Source organism: Methylorubrum populi (genome assembly GCF_002355515.1).
In the GTDB taxonomy this organism is placed as follows: domain Bacteria; phylum Pseudomonadota; class Alphaproteobacteria; order Rhizobiales; family Beijerinckiaceae; genus Methylobacterium; species Methylobacterium populi_A.
The window spans coordinates 5,114,155-5,136,411 of sequence record NZ_AP014809.1 but is presented as its reverse complement, the minus strand read 5'-3'; the positions used below and the strand labels follow the sequence as shown (position 1 = coordinate 5,136,411).

General features: G+C 70.5%; 19 protein-coding genes and 1 tRNA gene. 11 read left to right on the top strand and 9 right to left on the bottom strand.

Features of this window, described 5'->3' with window-relative positions; genetic code table 11:
* Window positions 1-10: 10 nt before the first annotated feature.
* The 4 genes from MPPM_RS23965 to MPPM_RS23950 all read right to left on the bottom strand — a co-directional run bounded on the left by MPPM_RS23965 (window position 11) and on the right by MPPM_RS23950 (window position 4,167).
* The gene (locus MPPM_RS23965; protein ID WP_096487211.1) at window positions 11-1,570 is read right to left on the bottom strand and encodes a formate dehydrogenase beta subunit; all 1,560 of its coding nucleotides are present in this window, start codon (window positions 1,568-1,570) and stop codon (window positions 11-13) included.
* Window positions 1,567-2,040: a formate dehydrogenase subunit gamma gene (locus MPPM_RS23960; RefSeq protein WP_096487210.1), complete on the bottom strand. Its 474-nt coding sequence runs from the start codon at window positions 2,038-2,040 to the stop codon at window positions 1,567-1,569. The genes MPPM_RS23965 and MPPM_RS23960 overlap by 4 nt, the downstream gene beginning before the upstream one ends.
* Before the next feature lie 342 nt (window positions 2,041-2,382).
* Entirely contained in the window at window positions 2,383-3,600 is a 1,218-nt protein-coding gene (locus tag MPPM_RS23955) for a serine hydrolase domain-containing protein (protein ID WP_096487209.1), read from the bottom strand.
* Between the two features lie 72 nt (window positions 3,601-3,672).
* Entirely contained in the window at window positions 3,673-4,167 is a 495-nt protein-coding gene (locus tag MPPM_RS23950; protein WP_096488006.1) for a DUF427 domain-containing protein, read from the bottom strand.
* 99 nt (window positions 4,168-4,266) lie between these two features.
* Between MPPM_RS23950 and otsB the strand changes: the two genes are divergently transcribed.
* The 8 genes from otsB to MPPM_RS23910 all read left to right on the top strand — a co-directional run bounded on the left by otsB (window position 4,267) and on the right by MPPM_RS23910 (window position 13,455).
* Window positions 4,267-5,022, top strand: a complete 756-nt coding sequence (gene otsB / locus MPPM_RS23945; RefSeq protein WP_096487208.1) for a trehalose-phosphatase — start codon at window positions 4,267-4,269, stop codon at window positions 5,020-5,022.
* Window positions 5,023-5,100: 78 nt separating this feature from the next.
* Window positions 5,101-6,102: a glucokinase gene (locus tag MPPM_RS23940; RefSeq protein ID WP_096487207.1), complete on the top strand. Its 1,002-nt coding sequence runs from the start codon at window positions 5,101-5,103 to the stop codon at window positions 6,100-6,102.
* 121 nt (window positions 6,103-6,223) lie between these two features.
* Entirely contained in the window at window positions 6,224-7,120 is an 897-nt protein-coding gene (locus tag MPPM_RS23935) for a DUF3108 domain-containing protein (protein ID WP_096487206.1), read from the top strand.
* A 207-nt stretch (window positions 7,121-7,327) separates the two neighbouring features.
* Window positions 7,328-7,672: a hypothetical protein gene (locus MPPM_RS23930; protein WP_096487205.1), complete on the top strand. Its 345-nt coding sequence runs from the start codon at window positions 7,328-7,330 to the stop codon at window positions 7,670-7,672.
* 88 nt (window positions 7,673-7,760) lie between these two features.
* Window positions 7,761-11,159 carry a helicase-related protein gene (locus MPPM_RS23925; RefSeq protein WP_096487204.1) on the top strand — a complete coding sequence of 1,133 codons (3,399 nt, stop codon included), beginning with the start codon at window positions 7,761-7,763 and terminating at the stop codon, window positions 11,157-11,159.
* 22 nt (window positions 11,160-11,181) lie between these two features.
* On the top strand, window positions 11,182-11,457 hold the full coding sequence (locus MPPM_RS23920; protein WP_096487203.1) for an RNA-binding S4 domain-containing protein: 276 nt from the start codon (window positions 11,182-11,184) through the stop codon (window positions 11,455-11,457).
* 121 nt (window positions 11,458-11,578) lie between these two features.
* Window positions 11,579-12,769 carry an elongation factor Tu gene (gene tuf / locus MPPM_RS23915; RefSeq protein WP_096487202.1) on the top strand — a complete coding sequence of 397 codons (1,191 nt, stop codon included), beginning with the start codon at window positions 11,579-11,581 and terminating at the stop codon, window positions 12,767-12,769.
* 164 nt (window positions 12,770-12,933) lie between these two features.
* Entirely contained in the window at window positions 12,934-13,455 is a 522-nt protein-coding gene (locus MPPM_RS23910; RefSeq protein ID WP_096487201.1) for a cupin domain-containing protein, read from the top strand.
* A gap of 738 nt (window positions 13,456-14,193) precedes the next feature.
* On the opposite strand, the gene MPPM_RS23905 is transcribed toward MPPM_RS23910, so the two are convergent.
* Both MPPM_RS23905 and leuC read right to left on the bottom strand, forming a co-directional pair.
* A tRNA-Leu gene (locus MPPM_RS23905) sits at window positions 14,194-14,278 on the bottom strand.
* A gap of 154 nt (window positions 14,279-14,432) precedes the next feature.
* Window positions 14,433-15,842 carry a 3-isopropylmalate dehydratase large subunit gene (gene leuC / locus MPPM_RS23900; RefSeq protein WP_096487200.1) on the bottom strand — a complete coding sequence of 470 codons (1,410 nt, stop codon included), beginning with the start codon at window positions 15,840-15,842 and terminating at the stop codon, window positions 14,433-14,435.
* A 285-nt stretch (window positions 15,843-16,127) separates the two neighbouring features.
* Here leuC and MPPM_RS23895 point away from each other — a divergent pair, with 285 nt between their 5' ends.
* Together MPPM_RS23895 and MPPM_RS23890 are read left to right on the top strand one after the other, a co-directional pair.
* A complete protein-coding gene (locus MPPM_RS23895; protein WP_096487199.1) occupies window positions 16,128-17,099 on the top strand; it encodes a 2-hydroxyacid dehydrogenase in 972 nt (323 codons plus the stop codon).
* The gene (locus MPPM_RS23890; protein ID WP_096487198.1) at window positions 17,096-18,061 is read left to right on the top strand and encodes an AprI/Inh family metalloprotease inhibitor; all 966 of its coding nucleotides are present in this window, start codon (window positions 17,096-17,098) and stop codon (window positions 18,059-18,061) included. The genes MPPM_RS23895 and MPPM_RS23890 overlap by 4 nt, the downstream gene beginning before the upstream one ends.
* A 10-nt stretch (window positions 18,062-18,071) precedes the next feature.
* On the opposite strand, the gene MPPM_RS23885 is transcribed toward MPPM_RS23890, so the two are convergent.
* Together MPPM_RS23885 and MPPM_RS23880 are read right to left on the bottom strand one after the other, a co-directional pair.
* On the bottom strand, window positions 18,072-18,824 hold the full coding sequence (locus tag MPPM_RS23885) for a sulfite exporter TauE/SafE family protein (protein WP_096487197.1): 753 nt from the start codon (window positions 18,822-18,824) through the stop codon (window positions 18,072-18,074).
* 34 nt (window positions 18,825-18,858) lie between these two features.
* Window positions 18,859-19,029, bottom strand: coding sequence for a hypothetical protein (locus tag MPPM_RS23880; RefSeq protein ID WP_244573397.1), 171 nt, complete (start codon window positions 19,027-19,029; stop codon window positions 18,859-18,861).
* Window positions 19,030-19,224: 195 nt separating this feature from the next.
* On the opposite strand from MPPM_RS23880, the gene MPPM_RS23875 reads away from it, so the two are divergent.
* A complete protein-coding gene (locus MPPM_RS23875) occupies window positions 19,225-20,178 on the top strand; it encodes a LysR family transcriptional regulator (RefSeq protein WP_096487195.1) in 954 nt (317 codons plus the stop codon).
* 60 nt (window positions 20,179-20,238) lie between these two features.
* On the opposite strand, the gene exaF is transcribed toward MPPM_RS23875, so the two are convergent.
* Window positions 20,239-22,002 (bottom strand): lanthanide-dependent ethanol dehydrogenase ExaF, encoded by a 1,764-nt coding sequence (gene exaF, locus MPPM_RS23870; protein ID WP_096487194.1) that lies wholly within the window; start codon window positions 22,000-22,002, stop codon window positions 20,239-20,241.
* Window positions 22,003-22,257 lie beyond the last annotated feature (255 nt).

Here is a 22,257-nt window from a genome sequence, read left to right as displayed (position 1 = left end):
GGCTGCCTCCTCACTCGGCCGCGACGGGCAGATCGCCCGCGCGCCGAAAATCTTCCGGGAAATTGGTGATCGCGCTCATCACGGGCATCGGCGTCAGGCCGCCCATGGCGCAGAGCGAGCCGTCGGTCATGATCTCGCAGAGATCCTCGACGAGCTTGAGATTGGCCTCCGGGCGGATGCCGGAGATGACCTTGTCCATGGTCTCGACGCCGCGGGTGGCGCCGACGCGGCAGGGGGTGCACTTGCCGCAGGATTCGGTGGCGCAGAACTCGAAGGCGAAGCGGGCCTGTCTGGCCATGTCGACCGTGTCGTCGAACACCACGATGCCGCCATGGCCGACGAGGCCCTTCTTGGCCGCCATCGCCTCGTAATCGAGGGGCGTGTCGAGCAGTTCGTCGGGGAAGTAGGCACCGAGCGGACCGCCGACCTGCACCGCGCGGACCGGGCGGCCCGAGGCGGTGCCGCCGCCGAACTCGTCGATCACCTGACGGATGGTGATGCCGAAGGCGTACTCGATCAGGCCGCCATGCTTGATGTTGCCGGCGAGCTGGATCGGCAGGGTGCCGAGCGAGCGGCCCATGCCGTACTCGGCATAGGCTTTGGCGCCGTGCTCCATGATCCACGGCACGGCCGTGAAGGTCATGACGTTGTTGACCAGCGTCGGCTTGCCGAGGAAGCCCTTGAGCGCCGGGATCGGGGGCTTGGCTCGGACGATGCCGCGCTTGCCCTCGAGGCTCTCCAGCAGCGAGGTCTCCTCGCCGCAGATATAGGCGCCGGCGCCGAGCCGGACTTCCAGGTGGAAGCTCTTGCCCGACCCTAAGATGTTGTCGCCGAGGACGCCGGCCTTGACGCCGTTGGCGATGGCATCGCGCAGGGTCTTGAAGCTCTGCGGATATTCCGAGCGGCAGTAGATGTAGCCGCGCGTGGCGCCGGTGGCGACCGCGGCGATGGTCATGCCCTCGATCAGGTTGAAGGGGTCGCCCTCCATCATGATCCGGTCGGCGAAGGTGCCGGAATCGCCCTCGTCGGCGTTGCAGACCACGTATTTCTGGTCCGACTTGGCCAGCATCACCGTGTTCCACTTGATGCCCGCCGGGAAGCCGGCGCCGCCGCGCCCGCGCAGGCCCGAGTCGCGCACCTGGGCGACGATGCCCTCGGCATCGAGCTTCAGCGCGGCTTCCAGGCCGCGATAGCCGCCATGGGCCCGGTAATCCTCGACCGAGACCGGATCGACCACGCCGCAGCGGTGGAAGGTCAGCCGGTGCTGCTTGGCCAGGAACGGCATCTCCTCGGGCTTGCCGAGGCGGAGCGCGTGCTCGCCGCCCTCAATGAAGTTGGCGTCGAGCAGGCCCTCGACATCGGCCGGGGTCACCGGGCCGTAGGCGACGCGGCCCTCAGGGGTGGCCACTTCGACCATCGGCTCCAGCCAGAGCAGGCCGCGAGTGCCGGTGCGGACAATGCGCACGTCGAGGCCGCGGCGCTCGGCGCCGGCGAAGATCGCGCGGGCAACGCGATTGGCGCCCAGCCCCAGGGCGACGGCGTCCTGCGGGACGTAGACGGTGATGCTCACGCGCGGGCCTCCTTGAGGGCGGCGTCGAGGGATTCAGCGGAGAGACGGGCCAGCGGCTCGTCATCGACCAGGGCGGCCGGGCCATTGGCACACAGGCCGAGGCAGTAGACCGGCTCGACGGTGACGCCGTCGGCGCTGGTGCCGTGCCAGTCGCAGCCCATCCGCGAGAGGATCTCGCCGTGCAGCCGGTCGGACCCCATCGCCTGGCACGCCTCGGCCCGGCACAGCTTGACGTGGTGCCGGCCGGTCGGCGGCTCACGCCGGAAGTCGTGGTAGAAGGTCAGGCAGCCGTGCACCTCGGCGCGGGACAGGTTCAGCGCCTCGGCAATCATCGGCACCGCTTCCGCATCGACGTAGCCGAAGGTTTCCTGCAGAGCATGCAATATAGGGAGAGTGGCACCCTCCAGGGATTGCAGCTCGGCGACGATCCCGGCCGCGCGGGTGGCGTTCCAAGGCTCGGCACTCGCCATGTTTTCCTGCCCAACTTGGTTTTGTTCTAAGGCTGGATCCAACCAGGGTTGGAACTAAAGTTCAATCAAGCTGTCTCGTGAGACGACAAAAAATCTCGATCAAAGACGCGCGTTTGCACTGCATCAATCATGCAATGAGGGGTTAAAATTTTTTTGATACCACACTCAAGCTTTTCTTGAGGAAGCCAACCGGAGCGGGGCATCCAATTAAAATTTATCAATTCAATCAGATGTTTATAGGTCGACAGCCGGCGCATGTGCGCGTGCCTTGCAGCGTCCGCCGACAGGGCCGCTCACCGGAGCCCCGTTGTGACGGTCGGCCCGGCGGGCTCGAAGCCCGCTTCAGACGTCGATCGCGGCGTAGGTCAGCACGCGCAACTCGCGCCGCAGGGGCAGCGCCGATGAGGGGACGAGCTGAGCGAGCAGCACCACAGCCATGTCCTCGTCCGGATCGATCCAGAACGAGGTGCTTGCCACCCCGCCCCAGGAGACTTCGCCCGGCGTGCCGAGTATCTGGGCGCGCGCGGGATCGAGCATCACCGAGAAGCCGAGCCCGAATCCGATGCCGGCATAGGAGGATTCAGCGAAACGCGGCTGTCCCATGGCGGCGAGGTCGCCGGGCAAGTGGTTCATCAGCATCAGCTCCACTGTCTTGCGGCCGAGAAGCCGCACGCCGTCGAGTTCGCCGAGGTTCAGGAACATCCGGCAGAAGCGCATGTAGTCGGCGGCGGTGGATACGAGCCCACCCCCGCCGGACGCCAGCGGCGGCGGCGACAGGAAGCGGCTGCCGACGCTGTCGTCGTAGAGGCGCAGCTTTCCGGCGCGGTCGAAGGCGTAGTTCGCCGCGAGTCGCGCCTGCTTCTCCTCCGGCACGAAGAAGTCGGTGTCGTCCATGCCGAGCGGGCGCAGGATCCGCCTGCGCATGAAATCAGCAAAATTCTGGCCCGATACCACCGACACGAAGTGACCGAGCACGTCGGTGGCCACCGAGTAGTTCCACTCCGCCCCCGGCTGAGCCAGGAGCGGCTGCTGGGCGAGCCGTGCGACCAGTTCGCCGAGCGGCAGGGTGGAGGTCTGGAAGTCGATCTCGTTCTGCCGGTAGAGCGCGTCGACCAGCGTCGCCTCCATGAAGCCGTAGGTCAGGCCGCTCGTATGGGTGAGGAGGTCGCGGATGGTGATCTGGCGGAGCGCCGGCTCGGTCTCGAGCCTCGCCCGGTTGCCGCCGGTCATCACCCGCATCTCCGCGAACTCGGGCAGGAAGCGCGCCACCGGATCGTCGAGCTGGAACCGCCCCTCCTCGTAGAGCATCATCACCGCGAGCGAGGTCAGCGGCTTCGTCATCGAGTAGATGCGGGTGAGGGTGTCGGCGGCAAACGGCCGCTCCCGCGCGAGATCCGCGTGGCCGTGCGCGCGGAAGAAGGCGGTCCGGCCGCCGCGGAGAACGCTGACCGAGAGGCCGGCGAGGCGCCCGCTCTCGACGTAGCCCCGCATCCAGGCGTCGATCCGTTCCAGGCGGTCGGGGCAGAGGCCGACATCTCGGGGATCGGTCTCGACCTGCATGCAAGGCTCCTCGCGTTCGTCTCCGAGGCCGGTGTAGCGGCCCCGCGGGGAGCGGCGCCAGCCCGAAAACCGTCACCAGCCCATGGTGCCGGGCCCGCCCTTGAACGGGCCGGCGAGCCCCGGCGTGATCCAGCCGCCGTAGAAGCCGCCGGGCTGCGGCTCGGCCCGCACATCGCCGACGCGGCAGGCATCCATCGGCCCGGCATAAAAGGCGACGTAGCCGGCGATCGGCCGGAAGCCCGGCGTCGGATCGGGATAGGCCCAGGCGGCCCCCGGCACCGTTTTCCCGCCGCCCGTCACATCGAACAGCACGGCCCGGCCCTTCCACTCGCAGATCCCCGCCCGGCGCGGGGGCCCGAGCACGCCCGCCGCGATCGCCTCGGGCGGGAAGTAGTAGGTCGGCGGGTGGCTCGTCTCCAGCACCCGGAATCCGGCCGTGGTCGCGGCGATGGTCCGGCCGCCGAGGATCACCGTCAGGCGCTCCGGCACCGGCTCCAGCCGGGGCGGGCGGGGATAGTCCCAGACGCTCTCCTGCCCCGGGCCGGGGCGGACGGGTATGGGGCGCACGGTGTCCTCCGTAGGTGTCGCATCGGGGTGGCGCATCACCGGTTTGTCGCAACCCGCCCCCATGCTAGCGCAGGGAGAGCCCGAGAGAAGGACGACGCCGTGAGCGACACCGCAGACTACGCCCTGTTCCTCGATTTCGACGGCACGCTGGTCGAGATCGCCCCGCGGCCCGACGCGGTGCAGGTCGATCCCGATCTCGTGCCCGCCCTGGAGCGGCTGCGCGAGCGGCTCGGCGGGGCGCTCGCGATCGTCACCGGGCGGCCGGTCGCGGTGATCGACGACTTCCTGACACCGGCCCGGTTCGACGTCGCCGGCCTGCACGGCGTGGAGCGCCGGGTGGACGGGACCTTGAGCGGCGGACGGCCGGAGGACCACCCGGACCTGCGCGCGGGCGTCGAGCGGCTGCACGCGGAGACCGCCCGCTACGAAGCGGTGCTGATCGAGGACAAGGGCGCCTCGGTCGCGGTGCATTGGCGGCTTGCCGCGCCGGGCGATGCGCAGGCGGCGGAAGCGATCGTCAAGGCCGTGGCAGCCGATCTCGGCGCCGCCTACCGGCTCCAGCTCGGCAAGGCAGTCGGCGAGATCGTGCCGGCCGACGCCACCAAGGGCCACGCGATCCGCGCCTTCGGGGAGGCCGCGCCCTATGCCGGCCGCCGGGCGATTTTCCTGGGCGACGACCGCACCGACGAGATCGCCTTCGCCTCGGTCAACGAGGATGGCGGGGTCAGCGTGCGCATCGGCGAGGGCGAGACGGTGGCGAGCCGGCGCCTCGCCGACCCGGCCGCGGTGCGCGCGCTGATCGCCGCCTGGGCCGAGGGCGCGCCGATCGATCCGGACGCGCTGCCCGCGGCCTGACACGGCTCACCGCTTGTCGAACCGCCCGCGCACCCTCTGTTAAGGTCGCGGCAAAGCACGGCGAGAAGCGAGAGGCGGATGTTCGAATTCCCGGTGCTGATCGGCGATATCGGCGGGACCAATGCCCGCTTCGGCCTGATCGAGACGAAGGGCGCGGCGCCCCGCCTCCTCTCCCGCGAGGCGACTCACGGCCATCCGCATCCGAGCGCGGCGATCCGGGCCTCCCTGACCCAGGGCGGCGGGCCGGCGCCGCGCTCGGCGATCCTGGCGATCGCGGGCCGGGTCGATGCCCCGGCGGTTCAGCTCACCAATGCCGACTGGCTGGTGGACGCCGCCGCCATCGGCCGGGATTTCGGGCTCGCCCGGGTCAGCCTCGTCAACGATTACGTGCCGGTGGCGGCGGGCGCGGCCGCCATCGCGCCCGACGACCTCACGCCGATCGGACCGGTGCTGGGGGAAGCCCGTGGACCGCGCCTCGTGCTGGGTCCGGGCACCGGCTTCGGCGCCGCCGCCCTGATCCCCTACGAGGATCGCCTCGCCATCGTCTCGACGGAGGCCGGCCACACCGATCTCGGGCCGACCGATGCGGAGGAGGCCGAGATCTGGCCGGCGGTCGAGCGCGTCGAGGGACGCGTCACGGTGGAGACGCTGCTCTCCGGTCCGGGCCTCGCCCGGCTCTGCGCCGCAATCCGCGCCGTGCGGGCGGGCGGCGACGGCTCCCTGTGCGACCCGGCCGAGATCACGAGCAGCGGGCTCTCGGGCGAGGATCCGCACGCGCACGCCGCGCTCGCCCTGTTCAGCAAGCTGCTGGGCCGGGTGTGCGGGGATCTGGCGCTCACCTTCCTGGCCACCGGCGGGGTGTATATCGGCGGCGGCATCGCCCCGCGGATCGTCCCGGTCCTGCGGGAGGGCGCCTTCCGCGAGGCCTTCGAGCGCAAGGCGCCCTTCGCCGCGCAGATGCGGGAGATCCCCACCAGCGTCATCACCGTCGAGGACCCCGCTTTCAGCGGCCTCGCGGCCCTGGCGAGCGAGGGCGCGCGCTTCGTCTATCACGGGCAGGCCTGGACGCCCGAGGGCTAACGCGCACGCCCCCCCTGGCGCCGGCCGAACGGTCTGTTAACCATGGGTCGCGATAAGCTCGACCGTCCGGCCCGCCTCGTCCCGAGACGGCCGGAGCGTGGAGCCGCCCAGAGTCCCGACCATGCGCGCCAAGCCTTTCCTTCGCGCCCGCTTCCTCGTCCTCGCCGGGGCGCTCGCCCTTCCGGCCGGGGCTGACGCCGCGCCGCGGGCCCACAAGACCAAGGCGGCGCCCGCGGGCGTCGCGGTCGATTACAGCGTCAACCTTGCCGGCATTCCGATCGGCAATGCCCAGCTCACCGGCGCCTTCGACGGCGCGCGCTACCGCATGGACGTCTCGGCGGTGCTGACCGGCCTCGTCGGCGCGGTCACCGGCGGCCAGGGCTCGGCCCGCTCCTCGGGCAGCATCGCCGCCGCCCCGCTGCCGAACGCCTTCTCGATCGCCACCCGCACCAGCAGCTCGGGCATCGCCGTGCGCATGGCGCTGGCGAACGGCAACGTCACCCAGGCCGAGGTGACCCCGCCGCTCCTCGATACCGGCGACCGGGTGCCGGTCACGGCCGCGGCCAAGCGCGGCGTGATCGATCCGGCCAGCGCCCTGATGATGCCGGCCCGCGCCCGGGCCGATCTCACCGACCCGGAGAACTGCAACCGCACGCTCCCCGTCTTCGACGGCGCGACCCGCTTCAACGTGGTCCTGAGCTACGGCGAGACCCGGCAGGTGGAGAAGCCCGGCTACAGCGGCCCGGTTCTGGTCTGCAACGCCCGCTACGTCGCCATCGCCGGCCACCGACCCGACCGGCCGGGGGTGAAGTTCATGGAAGACAACCGCGACATGTCGGTCTGGCTCGCCCCCGTCGAGGGAACGCGGGTGCTGGTACCGATGCGGATCGCCGTGCGCACCACCCTCGGCACCAACATCATCGAGGCGATCCGCTGGACCCGAATCGGCACCGCGACCGCCACCGGCGGCGAGGCACAGCCGGCCGCCGTCGCCGATGCGAGCCTGTCGCAGCGGTAGTTTTTCGCACCGGGATGCGGCTCGCCCGTCCCGCTCCCGCCCTCATCCTGAGGTGCCGACGCGAAGCGGCGGCCTCGAAGGATCCTCCAGTGGTCGCGCGGGATCTGGAGCCTCCGTCAATGCCCGCTGACGCGGGCACCTCACGATGAGGAAGGCGGGTTGGGACACAAATTCGAACGGGGTTCGAAAGCGGTCAGAGGGTTTCCCATGCTCCGGTTCACGCCCCCTACAACCCGGAAAAGCGCACTCCGGCTCCTCTGCCTCGCCCTGCCGCTCCTCGCCGCGCCCGCCGCCTGGGCCGGCGAGCCCCTCTCGACCGGTCCCGATTGCGGCCCCGACGCCTTCTCCTCGGCCCAGGTGATCGAGGGCCGACCGCCCCGGCGCGGCCCGCTCACGGCGATGCCCGACACCCTCTGCACCGACCTGACGCCGCAGCAGCCGCAGCCGCGGATCGACATCTACGCCTATCCCAGCCTCGGCGCCCCGGCTGGCGCCCCGGGCGCCGGCGTCCCATATGAGGGAAGGCCGCAGCGTTACCTCCCGTCCCGCTAGCGGCCGTTCTCCGTCGCAGGGCCCACACGCCCGGCTGCCCTCCGCTCCGCCGACGGCCCTCAGCGCCGCAGGGATCGCCGCCCTCCGCATGACGCTCCGCACCCTTCACCGCGAGGCCCGCGCGCGCGGCGTCACGGCGGTGCTCGGCCCGACGAATACGGGCAAGACCCACATGGCGATCGAGCGGATGCTGCTGCATCCGACGGGCATGATCGGCCTGCCGCTGCGGCTGCTTGCGCGCGAGGTGTATCTGCGCGTCGTCGCCAAGGTCGGCGTCGAGAACGTCGCCCTCGTCACCGGCGAGGAGAAGATCAAGCCGGACCGGCCGCGCTACTGGATCTGCACCATCGAGGCGATGCCGCGCGACCTCGAGGTCGCCTTCGTGGCGATCGACGAGATCCAGCTCGCCGCCGACATGGACCGCGGCCACGTCTTCACCGACCGCCTGCTCTACCGGCGCGGGCGCGAGGAGACGCTGCTGATCGGCTCCTCGACCATGCTGCCGCTGGTGCAGGCGCTGATCCCCGGCGTGCAGACGACGACGCGGCCCCGCCTCTCGAGCCTGACCTTCGCGGGTGAGAAAAAGATCTCGCGGCTGCCGCACCGCACGGCGATCGTCGCCTTCTCGGCGGAGGAGGTCTACGCCATCGCCGAACTGATCCGGCGCCAGCGCGGCGGGGCGGCGGTGGTGCTCGGGGCGCTTTCGCCCCGCACCCGCAATGCGCAGGTCGAACTCTACCAGTCCGGCGATGTGGACTACCTCGTCGCCACCGATGCGGTCGGGATGGGGCTCAACCTCGACGTCGATCACGTGGCGTTCGCCGCCAACTGGAAATATGACGGCACCCGCTTCCGCAAGCTGACGCCCGCCGAGATGGGCCAGATCGCCGGGCGCGCCGGCCGCCATACCTCCGACGGCACATTCGGTTCGACAGGACGCTGCCCGCCCTTCGAGCCGGAGATGGTCGAGGCGCTGGAGACGCACGATTTCGAGCCCGTGCGCATGCTGCAATGGCGCAATCCCGATCTCGATTTCGCCTCGCTGGAAAAGCTGCAGGCGAGCCTCGACGAGCATCCGCACGAGCAGGGCCTGACCCGCGCCCCCATGGGCGAGGACCAGCAGGCGTTCGAAATCCTGATGCGCGAGGACGACATCCGCGACATGGCGAAAGGGCCGGCGGCGGTGCGGCGGCTGTGGGACACCTGCGGCGTGCCGGACTACCGCAAGGTCCATCCGCAGACCCATGCCGATCTCGTGGCGCAGCTCTACCGCTTCCTCATGCGCGGCATGGCGGGCCGCATCCCCAACGACTGGTTCGCCCGCCACGTGGCGGCGATCGACCGGACCGACGGCGACATCGACGCCCTGTCCCAGCGCATCGCCCAGGGGCGCACCTGGACCTTCGTGGCGAACCGCCCCGACTGGTTGCTCGATCCTCTGCATTGGCAGGGCGAGACGCGTCGGGTAGAGGACAGATTGTCCGACGCCCTGCACGAGCGCCTCGCGAGCCGCTTCGTCGACAGGCGCACCAGCGTCCTGATGCGGCGCTTGAGAGAGAAGACGATGCTGGAAGCCGAAATCACCTCCGGCGGTGACGTCACCGTCGAGGGTCAACATGTGGGCCGTCTTCACGGCTTCCAATTCGTGCCCGACCCCCAGGCCGAGGGCCACGAAGCCAAGACCCTGCGCTCCGCCGCGGAGAAGGCGCTGGCCGGCGAGATCGAGGCGCGGGCCGACCGCTTCGCCTCGGCCGCCGACGCCGCCCTGGTGCTCTCGCACGACGGCGTGATCCGCTGGACCGGCGACCCGGTCGCCAAGCTGACGCCGGGCGACAAGCTGTTCGAGCCGGGCATCCGCCTCGTCGCCGATGACAGCCTCGCCGGCGCGTCCCGCGAGAAGGTCGAGACGCGGCTGACCGCGTGGCTGCGGGCGCATATCGTGCGCCTGCTCGGGCCGCTGATGGAGATCGAGTCGGCCGCCGACCTCACCGGGCTCGCCCGCGGCATCGGCTATCAGGTGGTCGAGGCGCTCGGCGTGCTGGAACGGGCCAAGGTGGCGCACGAGATGCGCAGCCTCGATCAGGACGGGCGCGCCAACCTCCGCCGCCACGGCGTGCGCTTCGGCGCCTACCACATCTTCCTCCCGGCCCTGCTGAAGCCGGCGCCGCGCACGCTCGCCGCCCAGCTCTGGGCGCTCAAGAGCGGCGGCCTCGACCAGCCGGGTCTCGACGAGATCGCGCATCTGGCCAGCTCTGGCCGCACCTCGATCAAGGTCGATCCCAACATCGCCAAGGGCCTCTACCGCGCCGCCGGTTTCCGGGTCTGCGGCGAGCGTGCGGTGCGCGTCGACATCCTCGAGCGCCTCGCCGACCTGATCCGCCCGGCGATCGCCTACCGCCCCGGTACCACGCCGGGCGAGCCCCCGGCCGGCACCGCCGACGGCGACGGGTTCGTGGCTACCGTCAACATGACCTCGCTGGTCGGCTGCTCGGGCGAGGATTTCGCCTCGATCCTGAAGTCGCTCGGCTACGTGGCGCAGACCCGCCCCGGCCCGGCCATCACCGTGCCGCTGGTCGCCGCCGCGCCGACCGTGCCCGCCGCGCGAGCCGCCGAGGCCGCACCTTCGGACGAGACGGTGACCGAGGCGCCGGCCCAGGACATAGCCACCGAGCCGGCGGGCGACACCGCCGCCGAGCCGACCTCCGAGGATAGCGTCGAGGCGCCGACGGAGACCGCCGCTTCCGAAGCCGAATCCGCTGCGGCGGAGACGGCCGAGTCTCCCGCCGAGTCGACGGCTCCGACCGAGGAGCCGGCACGGGCCGAGGCCGCGACGGGGGAAACGCCTTCCGAGACGGCCGACCCTGAAGCTGCTGCCCCCGAAGCTGCGGCGCCGATGCCGGCCGAGACCGCGGTCGCTGCGGAGGAGGCTGCGGCGACCGGCGAGGTCGAGGCGGTGGACGCCGCCGATTCGGCGCTTCCCACCGAAGAGCCGACGATGGAAGAGCCTGCCGCGGAAGCCGTCGTCGCCGAAGCCGGCACCGAGCCGGCCGAGCCGGCGGCGCCCGAGACCGTCGAGGTCTGGCACCTGCACCGCCCGCAGCGCCATTCCGGCCAGCGGCCCGGCCGCGGCCAGGGACGTCAGGATGGGCGCCAGGACGGACGGCAGGAAGGTCGGCAGGACGGCCGCCAGGATGGACGCCACGGCGAGCGGCGGGGCGACGGCCCACGCCGTCCCCGCGAGGACCGTCCGGAGGGCGGTCGCCCGGCCCGCGCCGAGGGGCGGGGGGACGGACGTCGGGACGGCGAGGGGGGTCCGCGCCGCGATCACCAGGGCCCGCGCAACCGGCCCGACCGCCGCGACGACAACCGCCGCCCGAACGCCGAGCCGCGCCCGCCGCGCCGCGAGCGCCAGCCCGATCCCGATTCGCCCTTCGCGGCGCTCGCCGCACTGAAGGCGAAGCTCGAATCCGACGGGGGCAAGCGCTGAGAGCGCTTCGCCCGAGCGCGGAATGAGCGAGGGCCGCCAGCGCCTCGACAAGTGGCTGTGGTTCGCGCGCTTCGCCCGGACCCGCTCGATGGCGGCCCGTCTCGTGACCGACGGCCATGTCCGCGTGAACGGTACCCGCGCCGATGCACCGGCCAAGGCGGTCCATTGCGGCGACGTCCTGACCGTCGCCGCGCCCCACGGCACGATGCTGGTGCGGGTGCTCGATCTCGGCGAGCGCCGCGGCGGCGCACCGGAGGCGCAGCGGCTCTACGAACCGGTCGGCGACGGCTCTTCCTAAGGGCTCAAACGCGGCAATTCGGTCTCCCGGCAAACCTGCCGCTTGATCATCGCCGCGCAAGCCTCTAAGCGGACCGCGCCTTTACGCCCGGCAGCGGCCGGTCCCGCGGTAGGATTGCACGATGGCCAAGGAAAAGTTCACCCGTTCGAAGCCGCACTGCAACATCGGCACGATCGGACACGTCGATCACGGCAAGACGTCGCTGACGGCGGCGATCACGAAGGTTCTGGCGGAGTCGGGCGGCGCGACCTTCACGGCCTACGACCAGATCGACAAGGCCCCCGAGGAGAAGGCGCGCGGCATCACGATCTCGACGGCGCACGTCGAGTACGAGACCACCAACCGCCACTACGCGCACGTCGACTGCCCCGGCCACGCCGACTACGTGAAGAACATGATCACGGGCGCCGCCCAGATGGACGGCGCGATCCTGGTCGTGTCCGCTGCCGACGGCCCGATGCCGCAGACCCGCGAGCACATCCTGCTCGCCCGCCAGGTCGGCGTGCCGGCGCTGGTGGTGTTCCTCAACAAGGTCGACATGGTCGACGACGAGGAGCTCCTGGAGCTCGTCGAGCTCGAGGTGCGCGAGCTTCTCTCCAAGTACGACTTCCCCGGCGACGACATCCCGATCACCAAGGGCTCGGCCCTGATGGCGCTCGAGGACAAGGAGCCGAAGATCGGCCGCGACGCCGTTCTGAAGCTGATGGAGACGGTCGACGCCTACATCCCGCAGCCGGAGCGTCCGATCGACATGCCGTTCCTGATGCCGATCGAAGACGTGTTCTCGATCTCGGGCCGCGGCACGGTGGTGACGGGTCGCGTCGAGCGCGGCATCGTCAAGGTCGGCGAGACGGTCGAGATCGTCGGCATCCGCCCGACCACGACGACGACGGTGACCGGCGTCGAGATGTTCCGCAAGCTGCTGGACCAAGGCCAGGCGGGCGACAACGTCGGCGTGCTGCTGCGCGGCACCAAGCGCGAGGACGTGGAGCGCGGCCAGGTCGTGTGCAAGCCGGGTTCGGTGAAGCCGCACCAGAAGTTCAAGGCCGAAGCCTACATCCTGACGAAGGAAGAGGGCGGGCGCCACACGCCGTTCTTCACCAACTACCGCCCGCAATTCTACTTCCGCACGACGGACGTGACCGGCGTGTGCACGCTGCCCGAGGGCACCGAGATGGTGATGCCGGGCGACAACGTGACCATGGACGTCGAGCTGATCGTGCCGGTGGCCATGGAAGAGAAGCTGCGCTTCGCTATCCGCGAGGGCGGCCGCACCGTCGGCGCCGGCGTCGTCGCCGCCATCAACGACTGATCTTTTTTGAGATTCGGCGCACGGGCCTCGCTCGTGCGCCTGCCTCGAACGATCGAAGCGAAGGGCCGGCGCGATGCCGGCCCTTTTTTCGTGCCGCTATCGATCCGGGGTTTTCCGAACGACGCGCCGCCATGCGATGATCGCGTCCGCGGAGTTCAATCGATATGCACGACACCGGCGACGGCCACACCCATCCCCCTGAGGCCCACGATCAAGACGGAGAAGCGGCCGGGCGTTGGAAGCACGACGGGGTGCGGGTGATTCCCGGCGACCGGCTCGACCCCAACACCGCCCAGACACCCGGCATGTTCCGGCAGGCGGCGGTCAATGCCGCCCGTGTGGGTGCCCAGAAAATCTGGGCGGGCACGGTGGCGATCGAGCCGGACGCGAAGACCGGCGTCCATCACCACGGAGCGTTGGAGAGCGTGATCTACGTCGTCTCCGGCCGCGCCCGGATGCGCTGGGGCGAGCGCCTCGAATACGTCGCCGAGGCGGGGCCCGGCGACTTCATCTTCGTGCCGCCTTACGTCCCGCACCAGGAGATCAACGCCTCGACCGATGAGCCCCTGCACTGCGTGCTGGTACGCTCCGACAACGAGGCGGTGGTGGTCAACCTGCCCGACGTCGAGGCGGCCGAGCGGCCGGAAGCCGTCTACTGGGTCGATCCGATCCACAAGCAGCCTTGAGGCGTCGCCGCGGTGACCGGCCGGCGATGAGCGCTCCCCGCTGACGGGGGAGAGCGCGCGGTCCGAGCGGGTCGCCGCGGTGCTCGACGGCCTCATCCCGATGCCGCTGCGAAGAGATTCCGCCGGCGTCAGGTGCCAGTGCATGTTCCGTCGCACCCGAGCGAGCGCACGCGCAGCCCGCTCCGTCGACGCCCCCCATCCACGGCCCCGCGTCGGAGGGAGGCGATCCGGTCGCTGGGGACGTCGCCAACCGCGTTCCCCGTCGCGTCGGGCCAGCGATCCCGGCGCCTCCGGCTTCTCGTCGCGCGGATGCCCGGAACATGAGCACGGAGCGCGCGTTCAATGCGCAATTCGTGAACAATCACCCGCCAACAAGGCAGTCACATGCGCGACCTCAACAAGTCGAACGGCCGTGCTATGCTCAATCGACGCAAGCGTAGCGGCGAAACGGCACCCGCAATGGGTGTCACTGGACTGGCGAAATCACGGCCGGTCGACACTGCGAGCCACACGCCTCACGGGCAGGCATGCGCGCCCGTCAAACGGATTGCGCCGACAAGCGACTTCGAGGGTTTCGGCTCCTTTTCGAGCTGATCGCCGGTCATCCGCATACACGCGGCCCATCACCACAAGGAGCCGGACTGAGCCGGCCATGAAACAAGAAAAATCCCGCACCTTTCACAAGGTACGGGACCAAAACTTCACAGAACAATCGATCTCGAAGATCTGGAGATCAATTGGTGCCCAGGAAAGGACTCGAACCTTCACCTCTTGCGAGACTGGTACCTGAAACCAGCGCGTCTACCAATTCCGCCACCTGGGCGCCGGGCCGTTTCCGGTCGGCGATGGGGTTCGTTTAGGGGGCGGCGGCCAAGGCGTCAATCGCTGTTTCGCCGCCGCCCGCCAAAAATCCCGAAGCAGGTTCGTCTCGCGGCACGGGGGCAACATGCCCGCGCCGCGGACCGATCGTGGCCGCCTCAGCCGCGCCAGTCGCGGATGTCGACGAAGCGGCCGGCCACCGCTGCCGCCGCCGCCATCGCCGGGGAGACGAGGTGGGTGCGGCCGCGCGGGCCCTGGCGGCCCTCGAAGTTGCGGTTCGAGGTCGAGGCGCAGCGCTCGCCGGGCCGCAGCTTGTCCGGGTTCATGCCCAGGCACATCGAGCAGCCCGGCTCGCGCCAATCGAAGCCCGCATCCTTCAGGATGCGGTCGATCCCCTCGGCTTCCGCCTGCGCCTTCACGAGGCCGGAACCCGGCACCACCATGGCCGAGACGCCGTCATGGACCTTGCGGCCCTCGACCATCTTGGCGACGATGCGCAGATCCTCGATCCGGCCATTGGTGCAGGAGCCGATGAACACCCGGTCGAGGGTGATGTCGGTCATCCGCATACCCGGCGTCAGGCCCATATAGGCGAGCGCCTTCTCCTTGGACTGGCGCTTGTTCTCGTCGGCGATCTGCGCCGGGTCGGGCACGGTGCCGAGGATCGAGACGATGTCCTCCGGGCTCGTGCCCCAGGAGACCAGCGGGGGAAGGTTGGCCGCATCGAGCCGGATCTCGCGGTCGAAATGCGCGCCCTCGTCGCTGACGAGGCTCTCCCAGTAGCGGCGGGCGGCGTCGAACGCCGCGCCCTTGGGCGCCTTCGGGCGGTCCTTGACGTAGGCGTAGGTGGTCTCGTCGGGGGCGACCATGCCCGCGCGGGCGCCGCCCTCGATCGACATGTTGCAGATCGTCATCCGGCCCTCCATCGAGAGGGAGCGGATCGCCTCGCCGGCATACTCGATGACGTGGCCGGTGCCGCCGGCGGTGCCGATCTCGCCGATGATGGCCAGCACGATGTCCTTGGCGCTGACGCCCGGCGGCAGGGTGCCGTCCACGGTGACGCGCATGTTCCTGGCCTTGCGCTGGATCAGCGTCTGGGTGGCGAGCACGTGCTCGACCTCGGAGGTGCCGATGCCGTGGGCCAGCGCGCCGAAGGCGCCGTGGGTCGAGGTGTGGGAATCGCCGCACACGATCGTCTGACCCGGCAGGGTGAAGCCCTGCTCCGGTCCGATGATGTGGACGATGCCCTGGCGCCGGTCGAGCGCGTCGTAGAACTCGATGCCGAAGTCGCGCACGTTCTCGGCGAGCGCCTCCAGCTGGGTGCGGCTCTCGGGATCCTCGATGCCCTTGGAGCGGTCCGAGGTCTGGACGTTGTGGTCGACGACGGCCAACGTCTTGTGCGGCGCGCGCACCTTGCGGCCGGCGACGCGAAGCCCCTCGAACGCCTGGGGGCTCGTCACCTCGTGCACGAGGTGGCGGTCGATGTAGAGGAGGGCGGAGCCATCCGGCTGAACATCGACGACGTGGTCGTCCCAGATCTTGTCGTAGAGGGTGCGCGGCGCGGTCATGATGCGGCTATTCTGACGGGTTGAAGGCTCCATCGCGGAAAACGCCCCCGTCGGGCCGCGAGAAACCGTGCGGCCGGATCTTGGGGAATATCCGGAAGTGGCTCTTGTGTAATGCTCCTCGGCCGATTTCGGAAGGGCGGCAACGCACATGCGGCGCGCATGACACGTCTGCCGCGGGCTTGCCCCGGCGGCCGGGGATGGCTGGACCGGCGCGCGGGGCGGCATTACTCCCGATCCAACCTTTGTTGATCGCCCCTCCATCGACCTTCGGGAGGCCGTGAGCCTGTGCCGTCCGAGACCCCCGAAATCCTGCTGATCCGGCAGACCCGCCCCGACGTGGCCGGACGGCTCGCCGAGCGCTTCCGCCTGCACCGCCTGGAAGAGGCGTCCGATCGCGACGCGATGCTCGACGCGGTCGGACCGCGCATCCGGGCGCTCGCCGTCGGCGCGATGTGTCCGATCGACGCCGCCCTGTTCGATCGGTTGCCGCGGCTCGAGATCGTGGCGAGCTTCGGCGTGGGCTACGACACGATCGACGCGGCCGAGGCGGCTCGCCGCGGCATCGTCGTCACCCACACACCGGACGTGCTCTCCGACGAGGTGGCCGACCTCGCGCTGGGCCTGCTGCTCGCCACCCTCCGCCGGATCCCGCAGGCGGACCGCTACCTGCGCGCCGGGCGCTGGCGGGAGGGAAGCTTCCCCCTCACCACGAGCCTGCGGGAGCGCCGGGTCGGAATCCTCGGGCTCGGACGGATCGGGCGGGCGATCGCCCGGCGCCTCGAGGGGTTCGGGGTGACAATCGCCTATCACGGCCGGACGCCGCGAGGGGACGTGCCTTACGCCTACCACGACAGCCTGCTCGGGCTGGCGCGGGCGGTCGATACGCTGATCGTGGCCGCCCCCGGCGGGCCGGGCACCACCGGGATCGTCGATGCCGAGGTGCTGGCGGCGCTCGGGAAGGACGGCATCGTCGTCAACATCGCCCGCGGCAGCGTCATCGACGAGGCGGCGCTGACCGCAGCGCTCCAGTCCGGGACGATCCTCGGCGCGGGGCTCGACGTGTTCGAGAACGAGCCGCACGTGCCGCAGGCGCTGATCGACCTCGATCAGACGGTGCTGCTGCCGCATGTCGGTTCGGGCTCGCATCACACCCGCGCGGCGATGGGCCGGCTGCTCACCGACAACCTGTTCGCCTGGTTTGACGGCAAGGGGCCGGTGACGCCGGTGCCGGAAACGCCCTGGAAGGGCCAGCGATGAAGGGGCCGACGATGAGGCGCATGGCACGGGCCGGGATTTTCGCCGGAGCTCTGGCCGCGGCCCTGATCGCGCTGGCGGCGAGCGCGGCTCCTGCGCAGGAGAGCCCGGCCGCTCCGGAGCCGCCCCCCGCCACCGTCCCCGAGACCGTCCCCACGACGGCGCCCTCGGAGAACGGCGGAGCACCGCCCGGCCCCGCGACTCTGCCCACAGCCTTGCCGACGACCTTGCCAACGACCTTGCCAAAGACTCTGGCGGGCGCAGCCGGCACCTGGGATCTCTCGCTCGAAGGCGGCCGGCGGCGCTGCGTGCTGACGCTCGCGATGGAGACCGGCCCGAGCGGGCGCGCGGCGCGCTTTCCCGCCGGCTGCCGCCGGGCCCTGCCGCTCATGGCCGGCATCGGCGGCTGGCTGTTCACCGGCGAGGAACTGCGCCTCGTGGACCGGAACCTGCGGCCGGTGCTGACCTTCGCCCGGAGCCCTGACGGGATGAGCCTCGGCGCCACCGCCGAGAACGGGGAGCGCTACAACCTCGTGCCGCTGCAGATCGCGGCGATGCAGCCGCCCGCCCCCGATTCGGCGCCCGTCACCCCCGCAACGACCGCGGCGGAGGGCCAGGCATCGACCCCGGCCGCCGCGACGGAGAAGGCGGCCGAGCCACCGGCTCCGGGCCCGGCCCCCGGCCTCTACGCCCTCGACCGCGCCGAGCAGAAGGATGTCTGCCGCCTCGAATTCACGCTGTCCCTCGAAGCCGGGAAGGACACGGCTCCGGTGCGGGTGCTGCCGGATTGCCGCGACAGCGGCATCACCGTGTTCGATCCGGTGAGCTGGCGCTTCGCCAACGGCCACCTGACCTTGAAGGCGCGGCGCGGCCACGCGGTGAACCTCGTCGCGATCGGGGAAGGCCGCTGGCGGCGCGATCCCGAGATCGGCGCGCCCCTTCTGCTCAGGAAGGTCGAGCCGTAGGGCGCTTGCTTCAGAACAGCGGCCGCAGGGCGAGGTGAAGCCCGAGGCCCAGCAGGCCGACGAAGAAGCAGCGCCGGAACACCCGCTCGCTCACCCGGCCCCGCACCCAGCCGCCGAGCATCATCCCGAGCAGGGCAGGGACCAGGGCGATGAGGGAGGTGCCGGCGACGCCGAGCGAGAGGGCGCCGCCGCCGGCCAGGGCGACCGCGAGCGCCATGGTGGAGACGGTGAAGGACAGCCCCAGCGCCTGGATCAGGTCGTCCTTGGTCAGGCCGAGCGCGCCGAGATAGGGCGCGGAGGGGAAGGACGAGACGGCGGTGGCCGCGGTCACCAGCCCCGTCGCGGCGCCGACGAGCGGCCCGAGCCAGCGCTCCGCTGCGGGTGGAACGTGGAGCCGCAGGGCGGCCAGCCCCACTACGGCGTAGGCGATGAGCGCGAGCCCGAGGAAGACGGTGGCCTCGGCGCCGTAGTTGCCGTGCAGGATCCCCGCCGCGACCAGGGTGCCGACCACGCTCGCCGCCAGCATCGGCCAGAGCCGGCGCAGCAGCGTGCCGAAGCGCGGGCCCGCCGCGAGCTGCCAGACATTGGTGACAAAGGCCGGCACCACGAGCAGGGCCGCGGCCTGGACCGGCGCCATGACGAGGCTGAGCAGCCCCATGGCGACGGGCGGCAGGCCGAGGCCGACCATGCCCTTGACGAAGCCGGCGAGCAGGAAGGCCGACGCTGCGACCGCGAGGGGGAGGGGGTCCGTAGGGAAGGACATGCGCGTATTCGGATTTCGGGCCGGGATGCGTGGTTCAATCGTGGAGCAGCATGTCGCGCAGGATCGCCTGTCGGGCGGCCTCCGCCTCGCCCCCCTGCGCCGATGGCGGCGCCGCGACGGGCGTGGCGGCGGAGACCGGGCGCGAGGCTGCCGTCGGCCTATCGAGGCCCCGGGGAGCGGCATCCGAGCGAGCGATGGCGACCACGGCCGTCAACGCCGCGAGGAGGAGGGCTGCCGTTTCGAGCCGGGCGTCGCCTGGACGGGTTCTGGTTCGTGTGTCCCATGCCATGGGCGGAATGTGACAGCCTGACGGCGGACGACAATGCGGATCTGGCCCGTGTCAGCCTTCGGCTAAGACGAAGCCCTTGCCGACAGGAGCCTGTCCGCCGACGATGCGGGCATGCGCTTCGATCTGACCGACCTGCGCCTGTTCCTCCACGTCGTCGAGGCGGAGAGCATCACCCGCGGTGCCGAGCGGGCCGGGCTGGCGCTCGCTTCGGCGAGCGAGCGCATCCGCGGCATGGAGGCGGATGGCGGCGTGCCGCTCCTGGAGCGCCATGCCCGCGGGGTGCGCCCGACGCCGGCGGGCCTCGCGGTGGTGCATCACGCCCGGCTCGTGCTCGGCCAGCTCGAACAGATGCGCGGCGAGCTCGGGCAATACGCCCACGGCCTGCGCGGCCATGTCCGGCTGCTGTCGATCACCGCGGCGGCGGCCGCCTTCCTGCCCGACGCGCTGTCGGGCTTCCTCGCGGCGCATCCGAGCATCGACATCGATCTGGAGGAGCGCACCAGCCGCGAGACCGTCGATGCCCTGGCCGGAGGACTCGCCGATATCGGCATCGTCGCCGACACCACCGATCTCGGCGCACTCGAAACCGTGCCGCTGAACCTCGACCGGATCGTGCTCGTCGTGCCGGCGGACCACGCCCTGGCCCACCGCAGCGGCGTCACGTTCCGGGAGGTGCTGGACGAGCCGCTGGTCGGCCTCAGCCACGGCCGGGCACTCCAGGCGCATCTGGCGACCCACGCCGCCCGCGCCGGACGGCCGTTCAAGCTCCGGGTGCGGCTGAACGGGCTCGACGCGGTCTGCCGCATGGTCGAGCGGGGCGTCGGCGTGGCGATCGCGCCCGAGGCGACGGCGCGGCGCGCGGCGGAGACGCTGGCGATCCGCGCGATCGCGATCGACGAGCCCTGGGCGCTACGCCGCCTGCGGCTCTGCGCTCGCAGCTTCGCGGCGCTGCCGCCGCACGCCCGCCAACTCGTTGAACACCTGGTCGCACATCTGGGCGCGAGCGAGATTTCAGGTTTCGAAAGGACGAGTCCTTTCGCGGGTCCAGGGCAGAGCCCTGGATAACGAAAAGCCGGGGCACTGCCCCGGCTCCCCGCCAAAGGGATGATCCCTTTGGAAGCCCGCTTATCGGGAGGCGAGGGCCTTCGGCAGGCGGAAGGCCCAGAAGCTGCCGCCCTGGTTGATGCCGGCGGTGGTCTTGGCGACCTCGCCGCCCCAGAGCGGCACCGCGCCGCCCCAGCCGGCCGCGACGCCGATCCACTGCTCGCCGTCCTGCTCCCAGGTGATCGGCGAGGCGACGACGCCGGTGCCGACCTGGAACTTCCAGACTTCCTCGCCGGTCTTGGCATCAAAAGCCTTCAGGAAGCCCTCGGGCGTGCCGGTGAAGACGAGGTTGCCCGCGGTGGTGAGCACGCCGGCCCAGAGCGGGGCCTTGTTCTTGTACTCCCACACGACCTTCTTGGTCGCCGGGTCGATCGCCTTCAGCGAGCCGATATGGTCCTCGAAGGTCGGCTTGATGGTGAAGCCCGCGCCGAGATAGGCGGCGCCCTTCTTGTAGTTCACGGGCTCGTTCCAGATGTCCATGCCCCACTCGTTGGAGGGGACGTAGAACAGCCGGGTGTCGGGGCTGTAGGCGATCGGGTTCCAGTTCTTGCCGCCGAGGAAGCCCGGCGTCGCGTAGACCGACTTGCCCTTCTTGCCGTCCTCGGACTTCGCCGGATCGCCGGGGCGGTTGGCATCGTCGTAGATCGGGCGGCCGTTCTCGTCGATGCCCTTGGCCCAGTTGATGTTGGACACGAACGGCGTGGCCGACATGAACTTCCCGTTGGTCCGGTCGAGGACGTAGAAGAAGCCGTTGCGGTCGGCGGTGGCGCCGGCCTTCACGGTCTTGCCGTCCTTCTGCATGTCGAAGGGCACGAACTCGTTGACGCCGTCATAGTCCCAGCCGTCATGCGGCGTGGTCTGGAAGCCCCACACGATCTCGCCGTTGTCGGGGTTGATGGCGAGCCGCGAGGCCGACCACTTGTTGTCGCCCGGGCGCAGGGCGGAGTTCCACGGACCCGGATTGCCGGTGCCGAAATAGATCAGGTTCAGTTCCGGATCGTAGGTGCCGCCGAGCCAGGTGGCGCCGCCGCCGAACTTCCAGGTGTCGCCGGGCCAGGTCTCGTTGGTCTTTCCGGTCATGGTCGAGGGCTTGCCGTTGAGTTCGCCCATATGGCCCTCGATGACGGGGCGCTTCCACACGATCTCGCCGGTCTCGGCATCGCGCGCCTCGACGCGGCCGACCACGCCGAACTCGCCGCCCGACACGCCGGTGATGATCTTGCCCTTCACGATCATCGGCGCGGCGGTGTAGCTGTAGCCGGACTTGAAGTCGTCGATGTCCTTGCGCCAGACGACCTTGCCGGTCTTCTGGTCGAGCGCGACGAGCTTGGCGTCGAGCGTGCCGAAATAGACCTTGTCCTTGTAGAGGGCGGCGCCGCGGTTCACCACGTCGCAGCAGGGCAGGATGCCCTCGGGCAGGCGGGCGTTGTACTCCCACTTCTTCTCGCCGGTGCGGGCATCGACGGCGTAGAGGCGCGAGTAGGAGCCGGTGACGTAGAGCACGCCGTCCTTGACCAGCGCCTGGCTCTCCTGGCCGCGCTGCTTCTCGCCGCCGAACGAGAACGACCAGGCCGGAACGAGGCCCTTGATGTTGTCACGGTTGAGCGTCTTGAGCGGGCTGAAGCGCTGCGCCTGCGGGCCGAGGCCGTAGGTGACGACGTCGCCGGGGGTCTTGGCGTCGTTGAGGATGTCCTGCTCGGTCACCTCGGCGATCGCGGGAAGGGCGAGGCCGACACTGAGGGCGGCGAGCCCCACCGCCGTCAGGAACTGGTTCCGCACTCTCATCGGGCATGTCCTCCATCGTACCGGACCCGGTTTTCCGGGATCCGCGGGGCTTTGCCGCCCCGCAGAATCGGCGGGGCGCCCCTTAGGATCCGGAGCGTAGAGTGGTTCTCAGGAAACGCTTATTGGCCTTTGGTCGAACTTCGCCGGATCAGGCTCACGCGTGCTGTGGAAACTGAAGATCCCACCGCTCTCGACAGAGCGGCGAAATCGAATTCAGGCGAAATGTATGACAGATCGACCGGCGCGTTGCTTCTC